We start from the raw sequence: 21,442 nt of genomic DNA, 5'->3' as shown, positions 1-21,442 counted from the left end.
CGGGAATTGTCTCAGCGCACACGGTCGCGCGTGTCGAAGGCGAGGAGGCCGGCGGAGCGGCTGACATGGTGGGTTGGAAAGCCGGCGACAATGCCGGAAAGACAATCGACTGAATTCACAGGTTCCTCGCTGAAGTCCGACTCCGTGAGCATGGTGATCCGCATCGGCTGGACTGATTCGCCATAGTATCGGGCACTGCTCTGCATGAGGCGCAGCAATGCACCATCGGGTTGCTGAATGATGAATCCGGCGTTGCGTCCGGTGCCATTTGCGTTGTCGCCGTAGATGTTCCGGACGTTGACCGGATGCGGCTCGAAGCAACCCGTGAGCATGTCGGTCGCATGGTGGATTTCGAGATGCCGGTTCTGGCCCCCCCCTGCCACAGAGGTGATCAGGTACCACCGGCCCGCGTGATGCAGCGCCATGGTGTCAACCGCATCGATGCCCCCCAGCAAACGCCGCACGAGCCGCCAGCGCGCCGGCCAGTGCTCGCAGACGTAGAGATCGACACTTCGCCGCTCATGGGTTTCGGGGATCATGTAGGTCTCGCCGCCATGAGCGAAGATGAATGGAAAGGAGGCATGGCAGTCGAGTGCCGCATAACCGGGCACGAATTGGACGGGCTCGGCAGTGGCGACGTGGAGCCGGTCGTCGAGTTCCAGTACGGCAAGGCGACCCTGGTCGCGGGCATAGATGAACTCCTCGACGAAGAGCCAGGTCCTGCCGTCGCGCTGCCAGAGGAAGGGGTCAGCGTAATAGCTGCCGCCGGGGCCGGAGAGGACGGTCTCATGGCCGGTAGCCACATTCCTGATGTGGACGGAGAAATGCTCCTTCCAGCGCCGCCGCAGGCCGTCCAGCCGGGTGTCGTCAAAACGGCGGGCGCGATGATAGAGCTGGTCGGCTGCCTTGTGTGTGGCCTGCCAGGCGCGGAGCAGGGGGTCGGCTGCGAGTGGCATGTGGCCGGGGACGAAATTGCGGGTCGATACGTCCTTGACGGGTGAGGCCGAGCTGATGTCGATCTCCTCATCTGTCGGCTCGAAACGGCCTTCAAAGGCCGCCTTGGCGAGGAGGCAATTCAGCAGCGCCTGATCATGCTTGTGAAAAGGCGGGTAGCCCTCGGGCACGATGTGATCACGAACAAGGGCATGACGGGCCCAGTCCTGCACCAGCTGGCGGCCCAGTGGCGTGCGTAAGTCGAAGCCCACGGCACCGGCCGCGTATTCCCGCAGATGGCGAACCTCCGGCGCTACGGCGAGCGCATCAAGCACCCGCGGATCGCATTTCCGGGCCAATGGCATCTGGCTGCGCAGGCCCCAGAAGCCCTGACGGGCCAGCTCGGAAAGCGCAGCATCGAGCGGGCGGCGCAGCACCGTGCCGCTGTCGAACCAGAACAGCGGCCCCGCCCAGGACTGCGCAGCGTCCGCGATGATGACGGGCTTCCAGGCATAGCTGCCGCTCGCCACCGCCACGTGCGGTGGGTAGTTGGCCGGTGAAAACGCTTTCAGCGATGCCCACGCAAATCGTTGTCGCAGCTCGGCTCTGTCCGCGTCAGAAAGTCCCAGGTCATATACAGCCCAGCGGCAGCGCCGGTGCTCGCCCTGGCGCTCGGCGGACAACAGGAACTGCATGAGCGTGCGGGCAAAGCGGTGGTCCGCCGCCGTGACAATCAGCGGCTGCAGCGGTGCGGTTCCGGTCGTGATACGGCTGGCTACCGGAAGATCACTCAAAATACTTCCTATTGTGACAATCCCCGAGTGTGTCTATCAAGTGGCGCGGCCTACGGCAAGGCGGCCCCCCGCCTTGCCGGCCGCGATGAGCAGAGCAGAGCCAAGTCACGTCCGTGAACAGCAGTTTCAAGCATTTCATACCCATGCTGAAGTTCCTGTGGGCACATGCGCCACAGCGCCTGAAGTATCTCGTGATGGCTCTTGCGCTGATCGCCGGCCTGTCACGCGACTGGGTGATGATGGTCGTCAACAAGGCCGCGGCCGCTCCGGTGGACCAGACCATCTCCTACTGGCTGCCGATGTTTACGGTGACCTTCATCACGGTCATCGCCTCAACCTTCCTGTATCAGGTGCTGGTCACCGTGGTGACCACCCAGGTCGTCAACAATGTTCGGCTCAAGCTGATCGGCGGCCTGCTCAACGTGCAGCCCAGCTTCATCGACCGGCGCGAACACGGGGCGATCTACCACATCCTCACCACCGACGTGAGCGGCGTGGCGGGCTTCACCAGCACGTTCCTGAACCTGATGCCAGCGGTGATCTTCCTGTCGATCGCCATTCCGCAGGTTTTCTACTACTCGGCGATCGCCGGCTTCTTCGCCGTGCTGGTGATGGTGGGCGGAGCGCTGTCCTACCACTTGCAGCAGAAGACCATGGCGAAGCTCAACGACGACGCCCGCGCCCTGGAAGTCGCCTATTTCGAGCGCGTGTCCGAAATGCTGCGCGGCTTCCGCGAACTGCGCCTGCATCAGGGGCGGCGGAAGAGCTTCAGCGGCGACCTGTCACGCGTGCTGGAGCGGCTGCGCCAGCTGCTGATCAAGGTGAACCGCATCTACGAAACCGGCGAGTCGGCGGTGCATGGACTGAAGTTCCTGCTGCTCGCCGGCATCGTGTTCCTCGTGCCCTATCTGGTGCGCACCGATTCGGTCGTCACCTTCCAGCTGCTGACGCTGGTGCTGTTCTCGCTCACGCCCTTCGAGCAGATCGTCACCAGCTATCCATCGGTGATCGGAACCCTTGTCTCCTTCCTGCGCATCGATGACCTGTCACGCGAACTGGAAGACGTCGAAAGGGCAATCGACAAGCCGTCGCAATATCCTGCGGTCGAGAAAGCGCCGGCCTTCAGCCGGATCACGCTCAAGGGCGTCGAGGCGCGCTATGATTCGCGCGAGGCCAGCAGCTTCACGCTGGGGCCGATCAACTTCGAGCTGAAGCGCGGCGAGGTGGTGTTCCTCGTCGGCAGCAACGGATCCGGCAAGACGACGTTCATGAACGTGCTCACCGGGCTGCTCGAACCCACGGCCGGCAGCATCGCGCTCGACGGCAAGGAGCTGGCGCCGGAGGACATGGACTTCTATCGCGCACAGTTCTCGGCCATCTTCACGCAGTTCCACGTGTTCCGCCAGCTCTACGGAATCGAGGGCATTGCGCGGGAAAAGGCCGAAGCGGTGCTGAAAGCAGTGCATCTCTATGGCGCCACCGACATCCAGAACGATGCCTTCACCCGCATCGATCTCTCTGCCGGGCAGCGGCGCCGGCTGGCCCTCGCGGTGGCCTTGATCGAGGACCGCAACGTGCTGGTGCTCGACGAGTTCGTCGCCGACCAGGACCCGGACCGTCGGACCTATTTCTTCCGCAAGATGCTGCCCGCGCTGAAGGCGCGCGGCAAGACGCTGGTGGTGTCCACCCACGATCTCGCCTGGCTCGACTGCTGCGACCGGGTGTTCTCCTTCGAGAACGGCCAGATGACGGAGCTGCCACGCACGCCCTCCGTCGAAGCAGCGGCGTCCTAGCGGCGGACGCGCCGGGGCCTCTTCCTCTCCCGCCGGGCAGGAGACGACGATTCAGGATCGGTGTTTGATGTCAGCCAAGGGCAACGAGGCGGGGCCACAGATGTGCCTCGACGCGAGCCAGCATGGCCTCGTCGTCGATCTCGCCCCATAGCAGGTCATCGACGCGCAGGCAGGCGATGCGGGTGTCGCCCGCCGCCCTGACCACGGCACTTTCATAGTCGCTGTCGGGCTTCGCTTCATCGGCATGGATCGAGAGCGAGTGCGCCAGCGCTGCGGAAATCTTCGAGATGCCGACGAGTTCGCCGAAGGGCGCATCGGGGTGGGTCGTGCGCTGCTTGGACATGCCGCGGAACCGCGCCACGCCGTGGTGATCGTCGGCCCAGACATAGACCTCGTCGCCCGCGCCGGTCGGGCCCGATGTCAGGATGACGCTGTCGTGACCGGATTCGAGGACGGTGGCCAGGGCGCGTGGTTCGTAGATGATGTCCGACTCAAGCAGCAGGAATGGACCGCCCATGGCGCCAAGGCCGACACGCAGGCTCTCGAAACTGCCCTTCTCCGCGAAAAGCGGATTATGCAGGGTGGCGACGGCGAGGCCAGGCACGGGTGCAAGCCCGGCATAGTTTTCCGCCAGGTGGCCGGTGACGATGGTGACGTCGCGAATGCCGGCTGCCGCCAGCAGCGACAGCGAACGCGACACGAGTGTCCTGCCCCCCACCTCGATGAAGCCCTTGGGAATGCTTTGCCCGCGCGGCCCCATGCGCACGCCGCGCCCTGCCGCCAAAATCAGTGCCTGTTCAATGCCCACGTGAGGTTCCGTTGCTGGCGCGCGCTGCGCGATTGGCACAAAGAAATTTCTCGACAACCTATGGGGGCTGTAGCATCCTCGTTTGCGTTGTCAAGTTTGCCGCATTTCATGCAACTAAGTCCGCAGGATATCGCACAGTTTCGCGCCACCGGATATCTCGTGATCCGCAGCCTCTTTGCGGGCCGTCAGCTTGCCGACCTCATCCGCTGGACCGATGACGTGGAAGGCTGGCCAGAAACCCCCGGGAAGGCCATGAAGTATTTCGAACGCTCGCGCAGCGACGGGGCACGGCTGCTGCAGCGGATCGAAAACGTCTATCCCTATCATGAGGGTTTCCAGGGGCTGTGTGACGGCGACCTGCGCGGCATCAGCACGCAGCTGCTCGGCGGCGAGGCCGTGCTGTTCAAGGAGAAGATCAACTTCAAGCTTCCAGGGGGCGCTGGCTTCGAGCCGCACCAGGATGCCCAGGCGGACTGGGGAAAATATTCCGCATTCCACCTCACCGCCATGGTGAGCGTTGATCCCTGCACGATTGAGAACGGCTGCCTCGAGATGGTGTCGGGCCATCATGACCGCGGCCTGATCGGTGACCTGTGGGCACCGCTCAATGCCGAGCAGATGCAGGGCATGGACTTCGTGGCGGTGCCCACCGCGCCGGGCGATGCGATCTTCTTCGACTCCTATGCGCCGCACCGGTCCGCGCCCAATGTGACCGGCAAACCGCGGCGCGTGCTCTACATCACCTACAACCGCGCCGCGGATGGTGACTGGCGTGAGCAATATTATGCCGACAAGCGCCGGAGCTTCCCGCCCGATTGCGAGCGCGAGCCAGGCAAGGTCTATGAATACAAGGTCTAGTCCGGCGATCCCGGCATGAGGATCGTTCAGGTTTGCCCCTATGACCCGGACCGGCATGGCGGGGTGCAGCGGCACATGCATGCGCTGGCTGCCGCGCTGGCAGCGCGCGGCCATGACACGCTGATCATTGCCCCTGGCGCTGCAAGGCCCACCGATGCGGGGATGTGGCGGCTGGGGGGGATGCGCAGCGTGGCCTTTGCGGGCACGCGCTTTGAACTGACATGGGCCGCCGAGGGCGAACTGCGCAATGTGCTGGCGGAGCTCGGCCGCTGGCAGCCGGACGTGGTGCATTTCCACACGCCGTGGGATCCGCTGATGCCGTGGCAGCTGTTCCGGCGCCTCGGCGGGACGCGCGTGGCCACCTTTCACGACACGCCGCCGCCCGGCGTCACGGGAGCGGCGCTGCGCAACCTGTTCAAGCTGCTGAGCCGCTATCTTCTGGCGCGGCTCGACGGCGCAATTGCCGTGTCGGAGGCGCCCCTGGCGCATCTGCGGCCCGGCACGTCCGGCGTGCAGCCGGTGGTCCTGCCGCCGGTCACCGACCTGTCGCCGTTTCTCATGCTCCACAAGGCACCAGCGCGGCAGCGGCCCGATGTCCTGTTCATCGGCCGGCTGGAGCCGCGCAAGGGCGTGCAGGTTCTGCTGGATGCGGCCGACCGGCTGGCCTCCGGCGCGGTGGCGCGGCCGGGTGGCGCTGCCAAGCCGCGCTTCGTGGTGGCAGGCGACGGCGATCTGCGCGATGCGGTTCTGGCGGCGCAGCGCAGGCTGGGCCGTGATTCAATCGAATTCGTGATGACGCCTTCGGAGGCGGAGCAGTGCCATCTGCTGTCGCAGGCGACGCTGGCCGTTTCACCCGCGCTTTATGGCGAGAGCTTCGGCATCGTGCTGGCAGAGGCACTGGCCAGCGGCACGCCGGTGATCGCCGCGGGCAATGCGGGCTACCGCACGGTGCTGACGGGCCGCGGCGCCGGCCTGCTGGTTCCGCCCGGCGATGGTGCCGCGCTGGGCGCACGCATTGCCGCGCTGCTGGACGGCGGGCCAGAACGGCAGGCGCTGGCCGACTGGGGCCGGGCCCATGCCCGCCAGTATGACGTGGCGCAGCGGATCGGCGATTTCGAGGCCTTCTACCGGTGCGCCATGGCGCGTCACGCCCGTTCGAAGGCGGAGCGCTGAGGTGCCGCCCGCCCGAGCCACCGGCGCGCCATCCATTCGGTGACGCGGCTCGGGTGCTTGCCGAAATTGTCGTTGAGGGTCACCCATTTCGGGTTCTGCAGTTCGGCGCGGAGCAGGGCATAGGCGGTGGCTGGCCAGATGTCCTCGAGCGGCACATAACCGCTCGAGGCATGAAGCTCCGCCGGGCTGGCGCGCACCGCCCTGCCTTCGGCCAGCATGAGCTGCGGATAGAGATATTCCGGCGCCACGTTGCCCGGCGCGCGGAAGCGCGCGGTGCGGGTGGCGGCAAAGGCCTCCGGATAGCGCTCGGTCATGGCCAGCCACTCGCTGCGGGAAATGAGCAGTGGCACGTGGTTGACGTGGCCGCGCCACGCCGCGCCGAAGTCCCGGTCGAGCAGGCGGTTCGATTCGGCCAGTGCCATGTTCCACGGGCTTTCGGAGGCGGGGTTGCGGATCGTGTCATGACGCGGCGTGGCGGCGGGCTTCTCGAACACCAGTGGCCGGCCGTCGGCGGCGCGGAAGTCGGCGGGGGTCACGTCCTTCAGGAACAGCATGTCGTCCTCGAGGTAGAGGAAGGTTTCCGACAGGCCGGGGATCAGGTGCAGGTGGCTGATGATGGCGAAGGAGTTGAAGGTGGGGAGCAGCGCCGCGGGGATCACCTCGTCATGGTGGATGACGGTGAGGCGCGGATGCGCGGTGTCGAGCCAGGAGGGCACCTGCGGGCGGCAGGTGAAGAGGAAGACCCGGTTCACCCAGGGGGCATGGCGCTCCAGCGCGCGGAGCCCATAGCGCAGGATCTCCAGATTGTCGCGGGTGCGCGAGGGATCGAGGTCCGGCACCGCGCGCGCATGGGCCTTCAGCATCTCGCGGTAGCCCGGCGTGGTGTCGTCCACCCAGGTGATCACCGCGTCGATGGCGGCGGCACCCTCCGGCTGCTGTGCTTGGAACAAATGAATTGACCTTCCCGGCATAATCCCGATAACGGCTGTCTAGCCCCAATTCGTTTCCGGCGCATTGTGAAACAAGATCTCATCATTGCGGTGGACGTCGGCACGAGCAGCCTGAAGGTGGGGCTGATCGGACCCGATCTCGACGTCCTCCACGCCGCCGACCACCCCTATCCCGTCACCTATCCGGGCCCCGGCTGCGCCGAGCAGGACCCGCTCGACTGGTGGCTGGCGCTCAGGCTGGCGCTGGTCAAGCTCTCCAACAGCTGCCCCGGCCTGCGCGAGCGCGCCGCCGGCATGGTCTTCGCCTCGCAGATGTGCGGCGTGGTGGCGGTTGACCGCGATGGAAGGCCGCTGCGCCCCTGCATGATCTGGCTCGACAAGCGCGCCGCCAGCCTGGCGCGCGAGGTGATGGGAGGTTTCCCCACGCTGTTCGGCTACGGGCTGTTCAAGCTCATGAACTCGATCCGGCTCACCAATGGCGCGCCCTCGCTCAACGGCATGGACCCGCCCGCCAAGATGCTGTGGCTGAAGCGGCATGAGCCGGAAACCTATGCCGAAGCGTGGAAGCTGCTCGACGTGAAGGACTGGCTGCTGCTGCGCGCCACGGGCCTTGCCGTGACCACCGCCGACCTTGCCAACGTCACCTGGATGATGGACACGCGGCAGGGCCGCGAGGGCTGGTCGGACAGCCTGGTACGACGCTTCGGGCTGAAGCGCAGCCTGCTGCCGGACATCGTCGAGGGCACGTCCTCGCCGGGCGGTCTCACCGCTGCGGCGGCCACCGAACTGGGCCTGCCAGAGGGCCTTCCGGTTTTCGCCGGCGCCGGCGATGTCTGCGCCGCGGCCATCGGCAGCGGCGCGGTCGAGGACGGCGAGCTTCACATCTCGCTTGGCACCAGCTCGTGGATCAGCGGTTTCTATCCCGGCCGCCGCCTGTCGGCGAGCGAGGGCTACGCCACGATCCTCAGCCCCTTCGGCAACCGGCCGCTGCTGATCGCCACCCAGGAGAGCGCCGGCTCCTGCCTCGACTGGCTGGCACGCCTTGCCGGCAACGAGCCGCAGGAGGACGAGGCGCCGGGGGTTGCCCCGCCGCTGTTCCTGCCGTGGCTCGCCGGCGAGCGCGTGCCGGTGGACGACAACCGGCTGCGTGGCGCATTCCTCGGCCTGTCGCTGCAGCATGGCCGGGCCAGCCTGCGCCAGGCGGTGACCGAGGGCGTTGCCCTCAACACCCGCTGGGCGTGGCGGTCGGTGGCCAGGCAGAAGGGCACGAAGCACGCCCATCTGCTGCGCGCCGTCGGCGGCGGGGCGCTCAACGCCACGCTCTGCCAGGTGCTGGCGGACTGCCTCGGCGTCGACATCGCGGTGGCGCGCGACCCGCGCAATGCCGGGGTGCGCGGGGCAGGCGCCATCGCCGCCGCGGGCCTGGGCTGGCGGCCGAGCGTGTGGGACGCCGCCCGGAGCTTCGACCGCTCCTCGGAGACCGTCTACCGGCCCGACACGGCGCGGCAGGCCTATTTCGAGGCGCGGTTCAGGCTGTTCCTCGACGCCTACAAGCGCAATGCGCCATGGTTCCGCGCCGCCTTCGAGGGAGCCGCCGATGATTGACGGGTTGTTCAAGAAATACATCGACCCGCTGTGGGAGGCGCCGGCGCGGCCGCTGGCGCGCGTGATGACCGCCAACCAGGTGACGCTGCTGGGGCTCGGCCTCATCGCCGTGGTGAGCCTCGCCTATGTCTGGCACCGGGCACCCTTCTGGTATGCGCTGAGCCTTGCCGTGGCCTTCTCGGCCGATTCGCTCGATGGCGCTGTGGCGCGCATCCGGCGCGAGAGTTCGGCCTTCGGCGGCTATCTCGACGCCATCGTCGACCGCTACCAGGAAATGATCGCGCTCGCCGCGCTGGCCTATGTGAGCGATGCATGGGCAGCGGGCTTCTTCGCCCTCTCCGGCGGCTTCCTGACCAGTTACATGAAGGCGCGCGCCGCGATGGAAACCAAGGTCGACAACGTCGCCTGGCCCGACCTGTTCGAACGCCAGGAGCGCATTCTCTTCATCTGCCTCGCGCTGGTCTGCCAGAGCCTGTTCGGGGCCAGCCTCGACCTGATCCCCTGGGCGCTGTGGCTGCTCGCCGTCCTCACCCACGCCACCGCCCTGCAGCGCTTCCTGCGGGCAAAGAAGCTGCTGCAGGAGCAGGCATGAGACCGATTGCGGCAGCATTGCTGATGCTGCTGGCGGCCCCCGTCGCCGCGGAAGAGGTCTATCCGGTGCCCAGCGATGCCAACCAGGTGTTCTACGTGCAGCGCTCGATGAACCCCAACACCATCGTCTATGCAGCGCGGCTGCGCGATGGCAAGCTCGACCCGCGCCAGCCGGTGGAGGTGTTCTGGCGGCGCTTCAACGACGACGGCGAAAAGCGCGACCTGTCCTCGCTCGAGCGCAGCTTCGCCTTCGGGGTGAAGTGGCAGCCGGCGCCCGGCAAGCCGGGAAGTTTCATGGTGCGCGTCGTCTCCTACCCCAGGCGGCCGGCACTGCTGAAGCTGGTGGACGGCGTGCCGCGCATCGAGGGCAAGGTGGCCGGCGTGCCGAGCCGGCTTGACCATGCCTATCTGCACCTCGACGAGAGCGGCTCGGTGCCGAGCGTCACCCGGGTGGACCTCTATGGCTATGCGCTGGCAACCGGCAAGCCGGTGAAGGAAAGCTTCACCCCGTGAGGGCGTGAAGCAGGGCGAGCAGGGCCCACACGATGCCGGCGGCGAACAGCCCCGCCAGCGCGTCATCGGCCATGATGCCGGTGCCGCCGCGGAAATGCCGCTCGGCCGCGCCGACCAGCCAGGGCTTGTTGATGTCGAGAACGCGGAAGGCGAGGAAACCCACCAGCCAGGACAGCGGCGTGGCGGGTGTGAGCACCAGGGTGATGAGCATGCCCACCGTCTCGTCCCAGACGATGGCAGAGGGATCCTCTCCGCCCAGAACGGCAGCGGCACGGCCACAGGCGATGCAGCCGAGCCACAGCAGCGCCAGAACCAGAACCAGCTGCGCGGGCCATGGCAGCAGCATGACGGCGGGATAGAGCAGGACGGCGCCGAGCGCCCCGAAGGTGCCGGGCATCCACGGCGCGAGGCCCAGGCCGAAGCTCAGCGCCAGGGCCACCGAGGGGTTCGCCATGTGGCGGTATGCTGCCTTTCCCGCGCTGCCCTGCACCAAATTTCCCGCTGACTTTCCGCTGCCGGTCTCTTAACATAAGCCCATGCAGGGACGTAGAAAACTTTCACCATGCTGAGCGGCGCCGGAGCCGCCCTGCTGGGCCTCGGCGGCGTGGCGGCGGCGATCAAGATCCATGATTTCTTCGAGGGCGAAACGCTGGTCCGCGACGTGGCGGACGAGCTGGCGCTGAGCCGCCGGAGCCTTGCCGAGCTCGACGCGCACTGGGCGGCCAATCCGCGGCGCTGCCCGGCGGTGGTGTCACTCACCTCGATCCCCAGCCGGCTGCCGCTGATCGAGCGCACGCTGAAGAGCTTGATGCGCCAGAGCCTGGCACCCGCCCGCATCGTGCTGAACCTGCCGCGCTTCAGCCGGCGCGAGGGCGTGGCCTATCAGGTGCCGGGCTTCGTCGCGGGGCTGAAGGCGGTGGAAGTGCGCTGGTGCGAGGACCTGGGGCCGGCCACCAAGCTGCTGCCCACGCTCGTGGCGGAAGCGCCGCAGACGCCCATCATCGTCGTCGATGACGACCGCATCTATCCCGCGAACCTGGTGGCCGACCTGCTGGCGGCCGCCGAGCGCGACCCGGCCGCGGCCTTCTGCATGAGCGGCTGGGTGGTGCCACCCGACCTGATCGACCGCCCGACCACGGTGTGGAGCAACCTGCGCATGCTGCCGCCGGCACCGGTGCGGGCGCGGCGCCTGGCGCGGCCGATGGAGGTCGACATCGTGCAAGGCCTGTCCGGATACCTGGTGCGGCCCGGCTTCTTCGATCTCGCGGCGGTGATGGACTACAGCGCGGCGCCGAAGGAGGCCTTCTTCGTCGATGACGTGTGGATCAGCGCCCATTGCCGGGCCCGGCGCTTCGTCGTGCCGTCCAGGCGGTCCAACTACCAGCCCAAGCTGCACCGGGGCTTCTATGGCCGCACCAGCCTTGGCCGCATCAACCGCGGGCCGGGGCCGGATGCGCAGCGCAACAACTCGATCGTCATCCGCCACTTCGCGCAGCATTGGATGACCTCCGCCGCGGGCGTGGCACCGTGAACGGCGCCGCCGCCAGCGCCACCATCGGGCGGCTTCTGCAGGCAGGCTTCGCGCTGCAGCGCAAGGGTGAGCTGGCGCAGGCCCGCGCGCTCTATGCCCAGGTGCTGGAGATCGACCGGCGCAACTTCGATGCCCTGCAGCTGAGCGGCCTGTGCGCACTGCAGGCCGGTGACACCGCGGCGGCGCGGCAGCTGCTCGACCGGGCGCTGGCGCTTCGCCAGGACGTGGCATCGGTGTTCAACCACCGCGGCGTGGCGCTGCGCCGACTGGGCGAGCCTGAACGGGCGATCGCCGATTTCACGCGCGTCATCACGCTCGATCCGCAGAGTGTGGATGCGCGCTACAATCGCGCCAACACGCTGCGGGAGCTGGGCCGGCGCGAGGAGGCCCTGGCGGATTACCGGCTGGCGGCCGAGCGCGCCCCGGCGCGGGCCGACATCCTCAACAATCTCGGCGCCTGCCTGAAGGACGTGAACCTCCATGCCGAGGCGCTGGCCTGCTATGACCGGCTTGTGGCGATCAGCCCGCAGCATGCAGAAGCCCACTCCAACCGGGGGCTGGTGCTGCAGAACCTCGGCCGCTTCGAGGAGGCGCTGGCGAGTGTCGACAGGGCCGTCGCACTGAAGCCCGACTTCGCCGAAGCCTGGCGCGAGCGGGCCGCCGCGCTGCTGGCGCTGGGCCGACTGGACGAGGCGCGGGAATCGGTTTCGAAGGCCGTGGCGCACGCGCCCGGCAATGCAGGTGCCCATGCGACGCTCGGCCTGGTCATGATGGAGACCGGCCGGCCGGAAGATGCGGCGCAGAGCTTTGCGCAGGCGCTGGCTCTGCAGCCCGGCCATGTGGAGGCCAGGCTGGGACTGGCGAAGCTGACGGCGGAGGAGGGCCGCTTCGCCGATGCCGAGGAGTTGTTCAACGCCGTTCTGGAGGACGAGCCCGGCAACGTGGCAAGCCTTCATGGGCTGGCGGGTCTGCGCAAGTTCAAGGCGGGTGACCCGCTCTTCGCCGCCATTGCGGACCGCCTGCGCGACGGCCGTCTGACGGCTGAGCAGCGTGAGCAGCTGCACCATGGCTTTGCCAAGATCTGCAATGATGCCGGACGCCAGGACGACGCGATGGCGCATTTCGCACAGAGCAAGCTGTGCCGTGCCTCGCGCTTCGACCTCGCGGCGCATCGGGCCGGCTTCAGCGCCATGCAGCGCCTGTTCACACCCGCCTTCTTTGCCGCGCGCCGCGACTTCGGGTCGGAGGATGCGCGGCCGGTGTTCATCGTCGGCATGCCGCGCTCCGGCACGACGCTGACCGAACAGATTCTCGCCGCGCATCCCGCCGCGCAGGGCTTCGGCGAATTGCAGGACATGGCCGCGCTGTCGAAGAAACTGGGCGGCGGCCTGAAGATGCCCGAGGCCTTCACGCAGGCGGTCGCGGCACTCGATGCCGAAGCTTCGCTGCGGCTGGCGGAGCGCTATCTCGCGGCGTTCCGGGGTGCGGCGCCAGGCATGCTGCGGGTCATCGACAAGCGGCCGCACAACTACGAAATGCTCGGCCTCATCGCGCTGCTGTTCCCCCGGGCGCACATCATCCACTGCCGCCGCGACGCCATGGACAATTGCCTGTCGATGTACATGCAGGACTTCAATCCGCACCACGGCTACAACCGCGACCTCACCACGCTCGGCCACTACTATCGCGCCTATGAGGACCTGATGGCACATTGGCGGAAGGTGCTGCCGCTGCCCATCCATGACTGCATCTACGAGGATACCGTCAATGACCTCGAGACCTCCGCCCGCGCGCTGGTGGATTTCGTGGGCCTCGACTGGGACCCGGCCTGCCTCGACTATCATGCGCGGGAGAGCCAAGTGCGCACGCCATCGCAATGGCAGGTGCGCCAGCCGGTCTACCGCACGTCGGTGGCAGCCTGGCGCAGATATGAAAATCATCTTGGCCCGCTGAAGCGGGCCCTTGGCGTGGAGTGAGCGATGGGCAAGCTGCTGGGTGCGATCCGCGACAACAAGGTGCTGTGGCTGCTGCCGGTGGTGCCAGCGCCGCTCATTGCGGAGGCGGCAGCGCCCGGCGCCCACACCCTGACCTTTCTCCTCGCCATCCTGGCCATCGTGCCGCTCGCCGCCTTGCTGAGCCTCGCCACCGAGCAGGTGGCGGCGCGCACCGGCGACACCATCGGCGGCCTGCTCAACGCCACGCTGGGCAACCTGACGGAGCTGCTGATCGCGCTGGCGGCCCTTCAGGCCGGGGAATATCTGCTGGTCAAGGCGACGATCGCCGGCGCCATCGTCACCAATGCGCTGTTCATGACCGGCATGAGCTTCCTTCTGGGCGGGCTGCGCCACCACGTGCAGGAGTTCAACCGCGGCGCTGCAAGGCTGCAGGTGGCGCTGCTGTTCCTTGCCGCCTTCGGGCTGATGGTGCCCTCGGCGCTGGCCGACATGGATTCGCAAAGCCTGCCGTCGTCGCTCAGCGTCGCGATCGCGGTGATCCTGCTGGCGGGCTATGGCTTCAGCCTGGTGTTCACCCTCGGCACGCACCGGGAGTATTTCGCTGCCGCCGCGCATGAGGCGGAGGAGGGCGCGGTGTGGCCGCTCGGCCTCGCCATCGGCGTGCTGCTGGGCACCACCGTCGTGGTGGCGCTGGTGAGCGAGGTGTTCGTGGCGTCGCTGACCGGTGCCTCCGCGGCGCTTGGCCTGTCCCCCGCCTTCGTGGGCTTCGTGGTCGTCGCCATCGTCGGCGCCGCCGCCGAGATGACGGCCGCCTTCGCGGCCGCGCGCCGCAACCGGCTGGACCTGAGCCTCGGCATCTCCTTCGGCAGCGCCGTGCAGATCGCGCTGTTCGTCGCTCCGGTGCTGGTGCTGCTCAGCCATGTGATCGGGCCGCAACCCATGTCGCTGCAATTCTGGCCGGGAGCGGTGGTAATGATCTTTGTGGCCACGCTGACGGCCGCGCTGACCGCGGCGAGCGGGCATGCAGCATGGTTCATCGGCCTGCTGATGCTGATGATCTATGCGATCTTCGGGGTCACGCTGTTCATCCTTCCACCCACCTGAAACCGGCATGAGACGGCGATGACCCAGGACCCTTCACCACCCCCCGACAGCAGCGTGCTCGCGCCGGGCGAGCGGCTGGCCGAGATCCTCTTCGGCCTGATCATGGTGATGAGCTTCACCGGATCGCTGAGCGTTGCCACGGCGGACCGGGTGGAGGTACGGGTGATGCTGATCGCGGCGCTGGGCTGCAACATCGCCTGGGGACTGATCGACGCCATCATGTTCATCATGGGCCGTCTCAATGAACGCGGCGGCGACCGCAAGACGGTGCGCGCGGTGCAACGCTCGCGCAGCCATGCCGAGGCCCATGCGCTGATCCGCCGGAACGTGCCGCCGGTGGTGGGCACCGAACTGACCGAGGAGGCGCTGGAGCGCATTAGACAGCGCATTGCCGCGCTGCCGCTGATTTCGACCGCACCGCCCATCACCCGCGATGACCTGCGCGGTGCGCTGGCAGTGTTCCTGATCGTGGTGGCCTCCACCTTCCCGGTGATCCTGCCCTTCGTCTTCATGTCGGACCTGCCGCTCGCCATGCGCCTGTCGAACGCCATCGGACTCGCCATGCTGGCCTTCATCGGCCACGCCTATGGCCGGGCCTCGGGCTTTTCGCCCTGGTGGACGGCTGGGTCGATGGCCGTCCTGGGCAGCGTTCTGGTGGCCCTGACCATCGCGCTGGGTGGCTGAGCGCCGATCCGCTGGCGCTGTCCGGACAGGGGTGTTAGAGGACCGCACCACACAGCCGACGCAGGATTGAAGCCGCGCCCGTGACCGCGCCGAATGACATTTTCCAGAAGGCTCTCGCGCTTCACCAGCGCGGGCAGGCTGCTGCCGCGCAGGCGCTCTACGCGCAGGTGCTGGCGCTTGAGCCCGGGCATTTCGACAGCCTGCACCTGATGGGCCTCACCTTCATCCAGGCTGGCGAGCCCGCCAGGGGGGTGGAACTGATCCGCCGCGCGATTGCGCTGCGGTCGGGCTTCGCCGAGGCGCATTACAACCTCGGCAATGCGCTGCTGACGCTGGGGCGGCCGGGCGAGGCACTCGAAAGTTTCACCACCGCGCTGAAGCTGAAGCCCGATGATGCGCAGTATCACCTCGAAGCTGGCAACGCGCTGAAGGACCTCAAGCGCAATGGCGAGGCGGTGGCGGCCTATGACGCGGCGATCCGCCTCGACCCCACATTGGCCGAGGCCTTCAACAATCGCGGCATTGCCCTCAAGGACGAGGGCCGGCCCGACGCGGCGCTGGCCAGCTATGACGCGGCGATCAGGCTCAGGCCGCGCTATGCCGAGGCGCACAGCAACCGCGGCAATGTGTTGAAGGAGCTGGGCCGCCATGGCGAGGCGCTGGCCTGCCACGACGCCGCCATCGCCCTCAGGCCCGGCTATGCCGAGGCGCATTACAACCGCGCCAATGTGCTGGGCGAGATGAAGCGCCATGACGAGGCGCTGGCGAGCTATGACGAAGCACTGCGGCTGCGGCCCGGCTATGCCGAGGCCGAGCACAACAAGGCGCAGCTGCTGCTCGGCATGGGGCGGCTGAAGGAAGGCTTCGCGCGCTATCACTGGCGCTGGAAGAGCCCCGCCTTCACCGGTGCGGCGCCGCGCACCGGATTGCCGGCATGGCGCGGCGAGACCGGCGGACATGTGCTGCTGTGGGGCGAACAAGGCATCGGCGACGAGATCTTCCATGCCTCCATGCTGTCGCTCCTGCCGCATGGGATGAGCGTGACGGTGGCGGCCGATGCGCGGCTCCGCGGCATCTACGAACGCTCCTTCCCCGGGTTGCGGCTCATCGCGAGCAGCGACCTGGAACAGGCGCTGGACGAAGGGCTCACGGCGCAGGCGGCGATGGGCGACCTCGGCGCCATTCTCGGCGTCGATGACACCACCATCGCAGCGCGGCGCATGCCGTACCTCGTGGCGGACGATGCCCGGCTTGCACTGCTGCGGCGTGACAATCCCGTCCTGCTGCAGCAGCCGGTCTGCGGGCTGTCGTGGAAGAGTGCCAACAAGCGCTTCGGCGCAGAGAAGAGCCTGCGGCTGATCGATCTGGCCCCGCTGCTGCAGACCGAGGGCGTGACCTTCGTGAACCTGCAATATGGCGAGGTGGCGGACGAGATCGCCGAGGTGCGCGATGCCCTGGGCGTCCGCGTGCACGAGGTGGCGGGGCTCGACGTGTTCAACGACATCGACGGGCTGCTGGCGCTGGTCGCCGGCTGCGATGGCGTGCTGACCACGTCCAACGTGACGGCGCATCTGGCAGGCGCGCTCGCCAGGCCCGGCGTGGTGCTGGTGCCCACCGGCAAGGGCTGCCTGTGGTATTGGCAGGGCGGTGCCAACAACTTATGGTATCCGAGCCTGCGGCGCGTGGCGCAGCAGCAGGCCGGGCAATGGCAGGCCGCCATTCACACGGCCGTGGCTTCGGTAAAGGACATCCTATGACGGAACGCGTCAACCTGATCGTCGGCTTCGACCAGCGCGAGGCCATTGCCTATCACGTGTTCTGCCAGAGCGTGATCGAGAAGGCGAGCCTGCCGGTGCAGTTCCTGCCGCTCAATCCGCAGTCGATCGCCGGCTACACCGAGCGCCACCGCGATGGCAGCAACGTGTTCATCTACACCCGATTCCTGACGCCCTACCTGATGGGCTTCGAGGGTTGGGCGATCTTCGCCGACGGCGACATGATCTGCAACGCCGACATCGCCGAGCTGTGGCGGCTGCGCGATCCCTCCAAGGCCGTCATGGTGGTGAAGCACGACTACAAGACCAAGGCGGCCACCAAGTATCTCGGCAACAGGAACGACAACTATCCGCGCAAGAACTGGTCGAGCGTCATCCTGTGGAACTGCGGGCATCCTGCCAACCGGCAGCTCGACCCGGCCTTCGTCGAGACCAAGGATGGCGCCTTCCTGCACCGCTTCACCTGGCTCAGCGATGACCTGATCGGCGAGATCCCGCGGGAGTGGAACTGGCTCGCCATCGAATATGACGACAATCCGGCGGCCAAGCTGGTGCACTATACGCTCGGCACGCCGTGCTTTGCCGACTACCGCGACAGCGGCATGGCCGAGCTGTGGCACGACAGCCTGAAGCGCGCCGAGGAAGGCCTGGGAAAATAGGCGGCCATGTCCGGCACGCTCACCCAGCTGCGCCAGGCGCTGGCCGCCCTGCAGGGTGGCGACCTCGCCGGTGCCATCCGCCAGGCGCAGGCCATCCTGCGCGCCGAGCCTCGCAACTTCGATGCCCTGCACATATTGGCGCTGGCAAACTATCACGCACGTGACCTGCAGGCGGCGCTGCGCAGCATCGAGCAGGCACTGGCACTGCGCCGCGACATGCCGGAGGCCTTCAATACCCATGGCCTGATCCTGCGGGGCCTCGGCCGCGCGCCCGCAGCGGCCGGGGAATTCGCCCGCGCGGCGCAGCTGAACCCCCGCTCGCGCGAGGCGCACTACAATCTCGGCAACTGCCTCCACGACATGGGCCGGCTGGCGGACGCGCTGGCGCATTACGATACGGCGCTGAAGATCGACCCCGCCATGCTGATGGCGTGGAACAACCGGGGCCTCGTGCTGCGCCGCATGGGGCGGCTCCCCGACGCGGTTGCAAGTTTCGGCGAGGCGCTGCGGCGCAATGCCGGTTTCGTGCCCGGCCTGTGCAACAGGGGCGACGTACTGGCAATGCTGGGCCGGCCGCAGGAGGCGCTCGCCGATCATGACCGCGCCATTGCGCTGAACCCGGATTTCGCCGCGGCCCATGCCGGCCGTGCCACCGCGCTCATGGCGCTTGGCCGCCCGGCCGAGGCGCTGGAGTCCTCTGACCGGGCGCTGCGCCTCGAGCCGCGGGCACCCCAGGTGCAGATGAACCGCGCGATTGCGCTGGCCTCTCTCGGCCGCCTCGATGCCGCCGAGGCGGCCCTGCGTGCGGCGCTGGCGCTGCAGCCGGACTCAGCCGAGGTCCACTACAATCTCGGCAAGGTGCTGAAGCAGCAGCAGCGGGCGGAAGAGGCAGTGGCGAGCTATGACCGCGCCATCGCCCTCAACCCCGGCCACGCCGAGGCACTGGCGAACCGCGGTACCGCGCTGAAGGAGCTTGGCCGCGGCGAGGCGGCGCTGGCGAGCCTCGAGGCCGCCATCGCGCTCCGGCCGGAGCTCGCCGAGGCGCACAGCAACCGCGGCAACGTGCTGGCCGACATGCTGCGCCTCGAGGAGGCGCTCGCAGCCCATGACCGCGCCATCGCGCTCCGGCCCGGCTCCGCCGAGGCGCACAGCAACCGTGGCAACACGCTGCGCGAGATGAACCGGCTGGAAGAGGCGCTGGCCAGCCTCGACCGGGCCATCGCGCTCCGGCCGGACTATGCCGAGGCCTACAGCAACCGTGGCAACGTGCTGCGCGACCTCGGCCGGCTGGCGGCGGCGGCGGCAAGCTTCGACGCGGCGCTGGCGCTCAGCCCGGAGGAGCCGGGCATGCGCTACAACAAGGCCATGGTGGCGCTGCAGGCACAGGACTTCCGGCAGGGCTTCGCGCTTTACCGCGAGCGCTGGAAGACCGCGGAATTCGACGGCAAGGCGCTGGCAACGAACGCGCCGGCCTGGGACGGCAGCCCGCCCGGCGGCCCGCTGCTGCTGTGGGGCGAACAGGGAATCGGCGACGAGGTGTTCTACGCCTCGCTTCTGTCGCTGCTCGACCTGCCGGCGCTGCAGGTGACGGTGGCGGCGGACCGGAGGCTGCACCCGCTGTTCCACCGGTCGTTTCCCGGCATCGCCCTGTGCGACCGGGCGGGTGCCGCAACCGGTGAGGGCTTCGCCGCGCAGGCGGCGATGGGCGACCTCGGGCATCTGCTCAAGGTCGATGCGGCGCGGATCGCGGCGCGCCGCTACCCTTATCTGGTGGCAGGCGAGGCGCGCCGGCAGCGCCTCGGCGCGGCCAATCCGGCGCTGGCGCGTCGCCCGGTCTGCGGCCTGTCGTGGCGCAGCGGCAATGTCAGGCTGGGGGCGGCACGCAGCCTAGGCCTCGGCGATTTCGCCGCCATCCTGCAGGGTTCCGCCTTCACCTGCGTCAACCTGCAATATGGCGCGGTGGATGACGACATCGCCGGGGCCCGCGTGCAGCACGGCCTGGCCGTCGAGGTGCTGCGGGATCTCGACGTGTTCAACGACCTCGACGGGCTGGCGGCAGCGATCGACCTGTGCGACGTGGTGCTGACCATCGACAATGTCACGGCGCACCTCGCTGGTGCCCTGGGCAAGCCCGCCATCGTTCTCGTTCCATCCGGCAAGGGCCGCTACTGGTACTGGGGCGGCGAACGGCAAAGCCTGTGGTACCCGAGCCTCAACCTGGTCTACCAGCCCGATCTCGGCACCTGGGCCCCGGCGCTGGAGGAGGCCGCCCGGCTGATCCGGAACCTCGACGCGCCGCCCGCGGGCCGCTAGATGTGACGCCGGGCGAACACGGGATCCCTCATGCCACTCTACCAATACCGCAAGAACGACCTGGAAAAGACCTTCCTGTTCATCCATGTGCCCAAGACCGGCGGCACGGCGGTGGAGACCTTCTTCCGCGCCGTGGGCCTTACGGGCTATTTCGACCCCCCCACCTACATGCCGGTGCGGCCCTATCTCAAGGTGCCGCCGGCGCATTACGACTATGAGGTGCTGCGCCGGCTGTTCGAACTCGACGCGCTCTACAGCTTCGCCATCGTGCGCCATCCGGTGCAGCGCATGATCTCGCAGTACAAGTGGTCACTCGAGAAGTCGAACAAGGCGGAAGAGCTGGCGCAAAGCGGGTTCACGGATTTCCTTGTCCGCATGTTCGCCGAGTACCGGCGCAACGAGAACCTGTTTTCCGGCCACTTCAAGCCGCAGGTGCGCTTCGTCGGCGAGAAGGTGACGAAGATCTTCAAGTACGAGGCCGGGCTCGATGTCATCATCCGCCGGGTTCTGGAGGATGTGGGCTTCCGGCCGCAGGGCGAGCTGAAGCTGCCTGTGGTGAACAACTCGGCGCCCCGCAAGGTCGAGCCGAGTGCCGCCGACATCGCGCTGATCCGCGACATGTATGCCGAGGACTATGCCGCCTTCGGTTATGACGAGGCCGCCGCGGCGGGGGAGGGAAGCAGGGCATGAACGGCAAGATGGTGTCGCGGCCGCCGCAGCCTGGGGCCGCCGGCCTGCGCGAGATCGCCTTCCTGCATATCGGCAAGAATGCCGGCACGCAGATCATGCACCTGGCGCAGCAGATCAGGGCGCACGGGCTTCACATCCACCAGCTGTCGCATGCCACCAAGCTCTACGAGGTGCCGGAGCGGCTCGACTACTTCTTCTCGATCCGCAATCCCGTCAGCCGCTTCAAGTCGGGCTTCTATTCGCGCAAGCGCAAGGGCCAGCCGCGCATCTACGTCGAGTGGTCGAAGGCAGAGGCGCTGGCCTTCGCCGCCTTCGAGCATGCCAATGACCTGGCCGAGGCGCTGTTCCAGCCGGGCGAGCGGGGGCTCCTTGCCGCGCAGGCGATCAGCGCCATCCGCCATACCTCGATGCAGCAGATCGACTGGTTCGAGCGCGTCGGCTTCCTCAGCGCGAGGCCGCCCGTGTGGATCGTCCGGCAGGAGAACTTCGAAACGGACTTCGATGCCTTCCTGGCGCGCATGGGGCTTGGCCTGACCTGCAGCGTGCTGCAGCCGGCGAAGGATCCGGCAGCCGCTCACCGCAACGACTATTCCCGCACGCCGGAGCTCAGCGACCTGGCGCAGGACAACCTGCGGCGCTGGTATGCACGCGACTTCGTGTTCTATGAACTCTGCGAGCAGTGGATGCGCAGTCAGGACCCCCGGGCCTGAGGC

At 67.7% G+C, this 21,442-nt stretch carries 19 protein-coding genes; 15 read left to right on the top strand and 4 right to left on the bottom strand.

The features are described from left to right. Positions 1-11: 11 nt before the first annotated feature. Positions 12-1,727: a glucosamine inositolphosphorylceramide transferase family protein gene (locus DK847_RS08395; RefSeq protein WP_146256077.1), complete on the bottom strand. Its 1,716-nt coding sequence runs from the start codon at positions 1,725-1,727 to the stop codon at positions 12-14. A 143-nt stretch (positions 1,728-1,870) separates the two neighbouring features. On the opposite strand from DK847_RS08395, the gene DK847_RS08390 reads away from it, so the two are divergent. Beyond that, positions 1,871-3,520 (top strand): ATP-binding cassette domain-containing protein, encoded by a 1,650-nt coding sequence (locus tag DK847_RS08390; RefSeq protein ID WP_111197702.1) that lies wholly within the window; start codon positions 1,871-1,873, stop codon positions 3,518-3,520. A gap of 70 nt (positions 3,521-3,590) precedes the next feature. On the opposite strand, the gene DK847_RS08385 is transcribed toward DK847_RS08390, so the two are convergent. Then, positions 3,591-4,328, bottom strand: a complete 738-nt coding sequence (locus DK847_RS08385; protein WP_146256076.1) for a phosphocholine cytidylyltransferase family protein — start codon at positions 4,326-4,328, stop codon at positions 3,591-3,593. 60 nt (positions 4,329-4,388) lie between these two features. Between DK847_RS08385 and DK847_RS08380 the strand changes: the two genes are divergently transcribed. Next, positions 4,389-5,186 carry a phytanoyl-CoA dioxygenase family protein gene (locus DK847_RS08380; RefSeq protein WP_342634750.1) on the top strand — a complete coding sequence of 266 codons (798 nt, stop codon included), beginning with the start codon at positions 4,389-4,391 and terminating at the stop codon, positions 5,184-5,186. Between the two features lie 15 nt (positions 5,187-5,201). After that, positions 5,202-6,359 (top strand): glycosyltransferase family 4 protein, encoded by a 1,158-nt coding sequence (locus DK847_RS08375; RefSeq protein ID WP_111197697.1) that lies wholly within the window; start codon positions 5,202-5,204, stop codon positions 6,357-6,359. On the opposite strand, the gene DK847_RS08370 is transcribed toward DK847_RS08375, so the two are convergent. After that, complete coding sequence (locus DK847_RS08370; RefSeq protein WP_161957199.1) at positions 6,332-7,309, bottom strand: stealth conserved region 3 domain-containing protein; 978 nt, start codon at positions 7,307-7,309, stop codon at positions 6,332-6,334. The genes DK847_RS08375 and DK847_RS08370 overlap by 28 nt on opposite strands. Positions 7,310-7,375: 66 nt before the next feature. Here DK847_RS08370 and DK847_RS08365 point away from each other — a divergent pair, with 66 nt between their 5' ends. The 3 genes from DK847_RS08365 to DK847_RS08355 are packed head-to-tail and all read left to right on the top strand — an operon-like array spanning position 7,376 to position 10,018. Next, positions 7,376-8,914 (top strand): xylulokinase, encoded by a 1,539-nt coding sequence (locus DK847_RS08365; RefSeq protein WP_111197694.1) that lies wholly within the window; start codon positions 7,376-7,378, stop codon positions 8,912-8,914. Beyond that, a complete protein-coding gene (locus DK847_RS08360) occupies positions 8,907-9,506 on the top strand; it encodes a CDP-alcohol phosphatidyltransferase family protein (RefSeq protein WP_161957198.1) in 600 nt (199 codons plus the stop codon). Before DK847_RS08365 ends, DK847_RS08360 begins: the two co-directional genes overlap by 8 nt. Further along, positions 9,503-10,018: a DUF4833 domain-containing protein gene (locus DK847_RS08355; protein ID WP_161957197.1), complete on the top strand. Its 516-nt coding sequence runs from the start codon at positions 9,503-9,505 to the stop codon at positions 10,016-10,018. The genes DK847_RS08360 and DK847_RS08355 overlap by 4 nt, the downstream gene beginning before the upstream one ends. On the opposite strand, the gene DK847_RS08350 is transcribed toward DK847_RS08355, so the two are convergent. Then, on the bottom strand, positions 10,008-10,472 hold the full coding sequence (locus DK847_RS08350) for a phosphatidylglycerophosphatase A family protein (RefSeq protein ID WP_111197689.1): 465 nt from the start codon (positions 10,470-10,472) through the stop codon (positions 10,008-10,010). The genes DK847_RS08355 and DK847_RS08350 overlap by 11 nt on opposite strands. Positions 10,473-10,580: 108 nt before the next feature. On the opposite strand from DK847_RS08350, the gene DK847_RS20585 reads away from it, so the two are divergent. From DK847_RS20585 to DK847_RS08310, 9 genes are all read left to right on the top strand, one after another. Further along, positions 10,581-11,549 (top strand): hypothetical protein, encoded by a 969-nt coding sequence (locus DK847_RS20585; RefSeq protein ID WP_161957196.1) that lies wholly within the window; start codon positions 10,581-10,583, stop codon positions 11,547-11,549. After that, a complete protein-coding gene (locus DK847_RS08345; protein ID WP_161957195.1) occupies positions 11,546-13,525 on the top strand; it encodes a tetratricopeptide repeat-containing sulfotransferase family protein in 1,980 nt (659 codons plus the stop codon). Before DK847_RS20585 ends, DK847_RS08345 begins: the two co-directional genes overlap by 4 nt. A gap of 3 nt (positions 13,526-13,528) precedes the next feature. After that, positions 13,529-14,608, top strand: a complete 1,080-nt coding sequence (cax, locus tag DK847_RS08340) for a calcium/proton exchanger (RefSeq protein ID WP_111197686.1) — start codon at positions 13,529-13,531, stop codon at positions 14,606-14,608. Positions 14,609-14,626: 18 nt separating this feature from the next. After that, a complete protein-coding gene (locus DK847_RS08335; protein ID WP_146256075.1) occupies positions 14,627-15,292 on the top strand; it encodes a VIT1/CCC1 transporter family protein in 666 nt (221 codons plus the stop codon). An 80-nt stretch (positions 15,293-15,372) separates the two neighbouring features. Continuing rightward, positions 15,373-17,049: a tetratricopeptide repeat protein gene (locus DK847_RS08330; RefSeq protein ID WP_161957194.1), complete on the top strand. Its 1,677-nt coding sequence runs from the start codon at positions 15,373-15,375 to the stop codon at positions 17,047-17,049. Beyond that, positions 17,046-17,726 (top strand): glycosyltransferase family protein, encoded by a 681-nt coding sequence (locus DK847_RS08325; protein WP_111197680.1) that lies wholly within the window; start codon positions 17,046-17,048, stop codon positions 17,724-17,726. Before DK847_RS08330 ends, DK847_RS08325 begins: the two co-directional genes overlap by 4 nt. Positions 17,727-17,732: 6 nt before the next feature. Further along, on the top strand, positions 17,733-20,039 hold the full coding sequence (locus DK847_RS08320; protein ID WP_111197679.1) for a tetratricopeptide repeat protein: 2,307 nt from the start codon (positions 17,733-17,735) through the stop codon (positions 20,037-20,039). A gap of 30 nt (positions 20,040-20,069) precedes the next feature. Then, positions 20,070-20,729 (top strand): sulfotransferase family 2 domain-containing protein, encoded by a 660-nt coding sequence (locus tag DK847_RS08315; RefSeq protein ID WP_111197677.1) that lies wholly within the window; start codon positions 20,070-20,072, stop codon positions 20,727-20,729. Further along, positions 20,726-21,439 (top strand): hypothetical protein, encoded by a 714-nt coding sequence (locus DK847_RS08310; protein WP_111197676.1) that lies wholly within the window; start codon positions 20,726-20,728, stop codon positions 21,437-21,439. Before DK847_RS08315 ends, DK847_RS08310 begins: the two co-directional genes overlap by 4 nt. The last annotated feature ends 3 nt before the right edge of the window (positions 21,440-21,442 follow it).

The organism is Aestuariivirga litoralis (assembly GCF_003234965.1).
Lineage (GTDB): Bacteria > Pseudomonadota > Alphaproteobacteria > Rhizobiales > Aestuariivirgaceae > Aestuariivirga > Aestuariivirga litoralis.
Note: the sequence above shows the minus strand (reverse complement) of the source record. Positions and strands in the feature narration are given on the sequence as shown.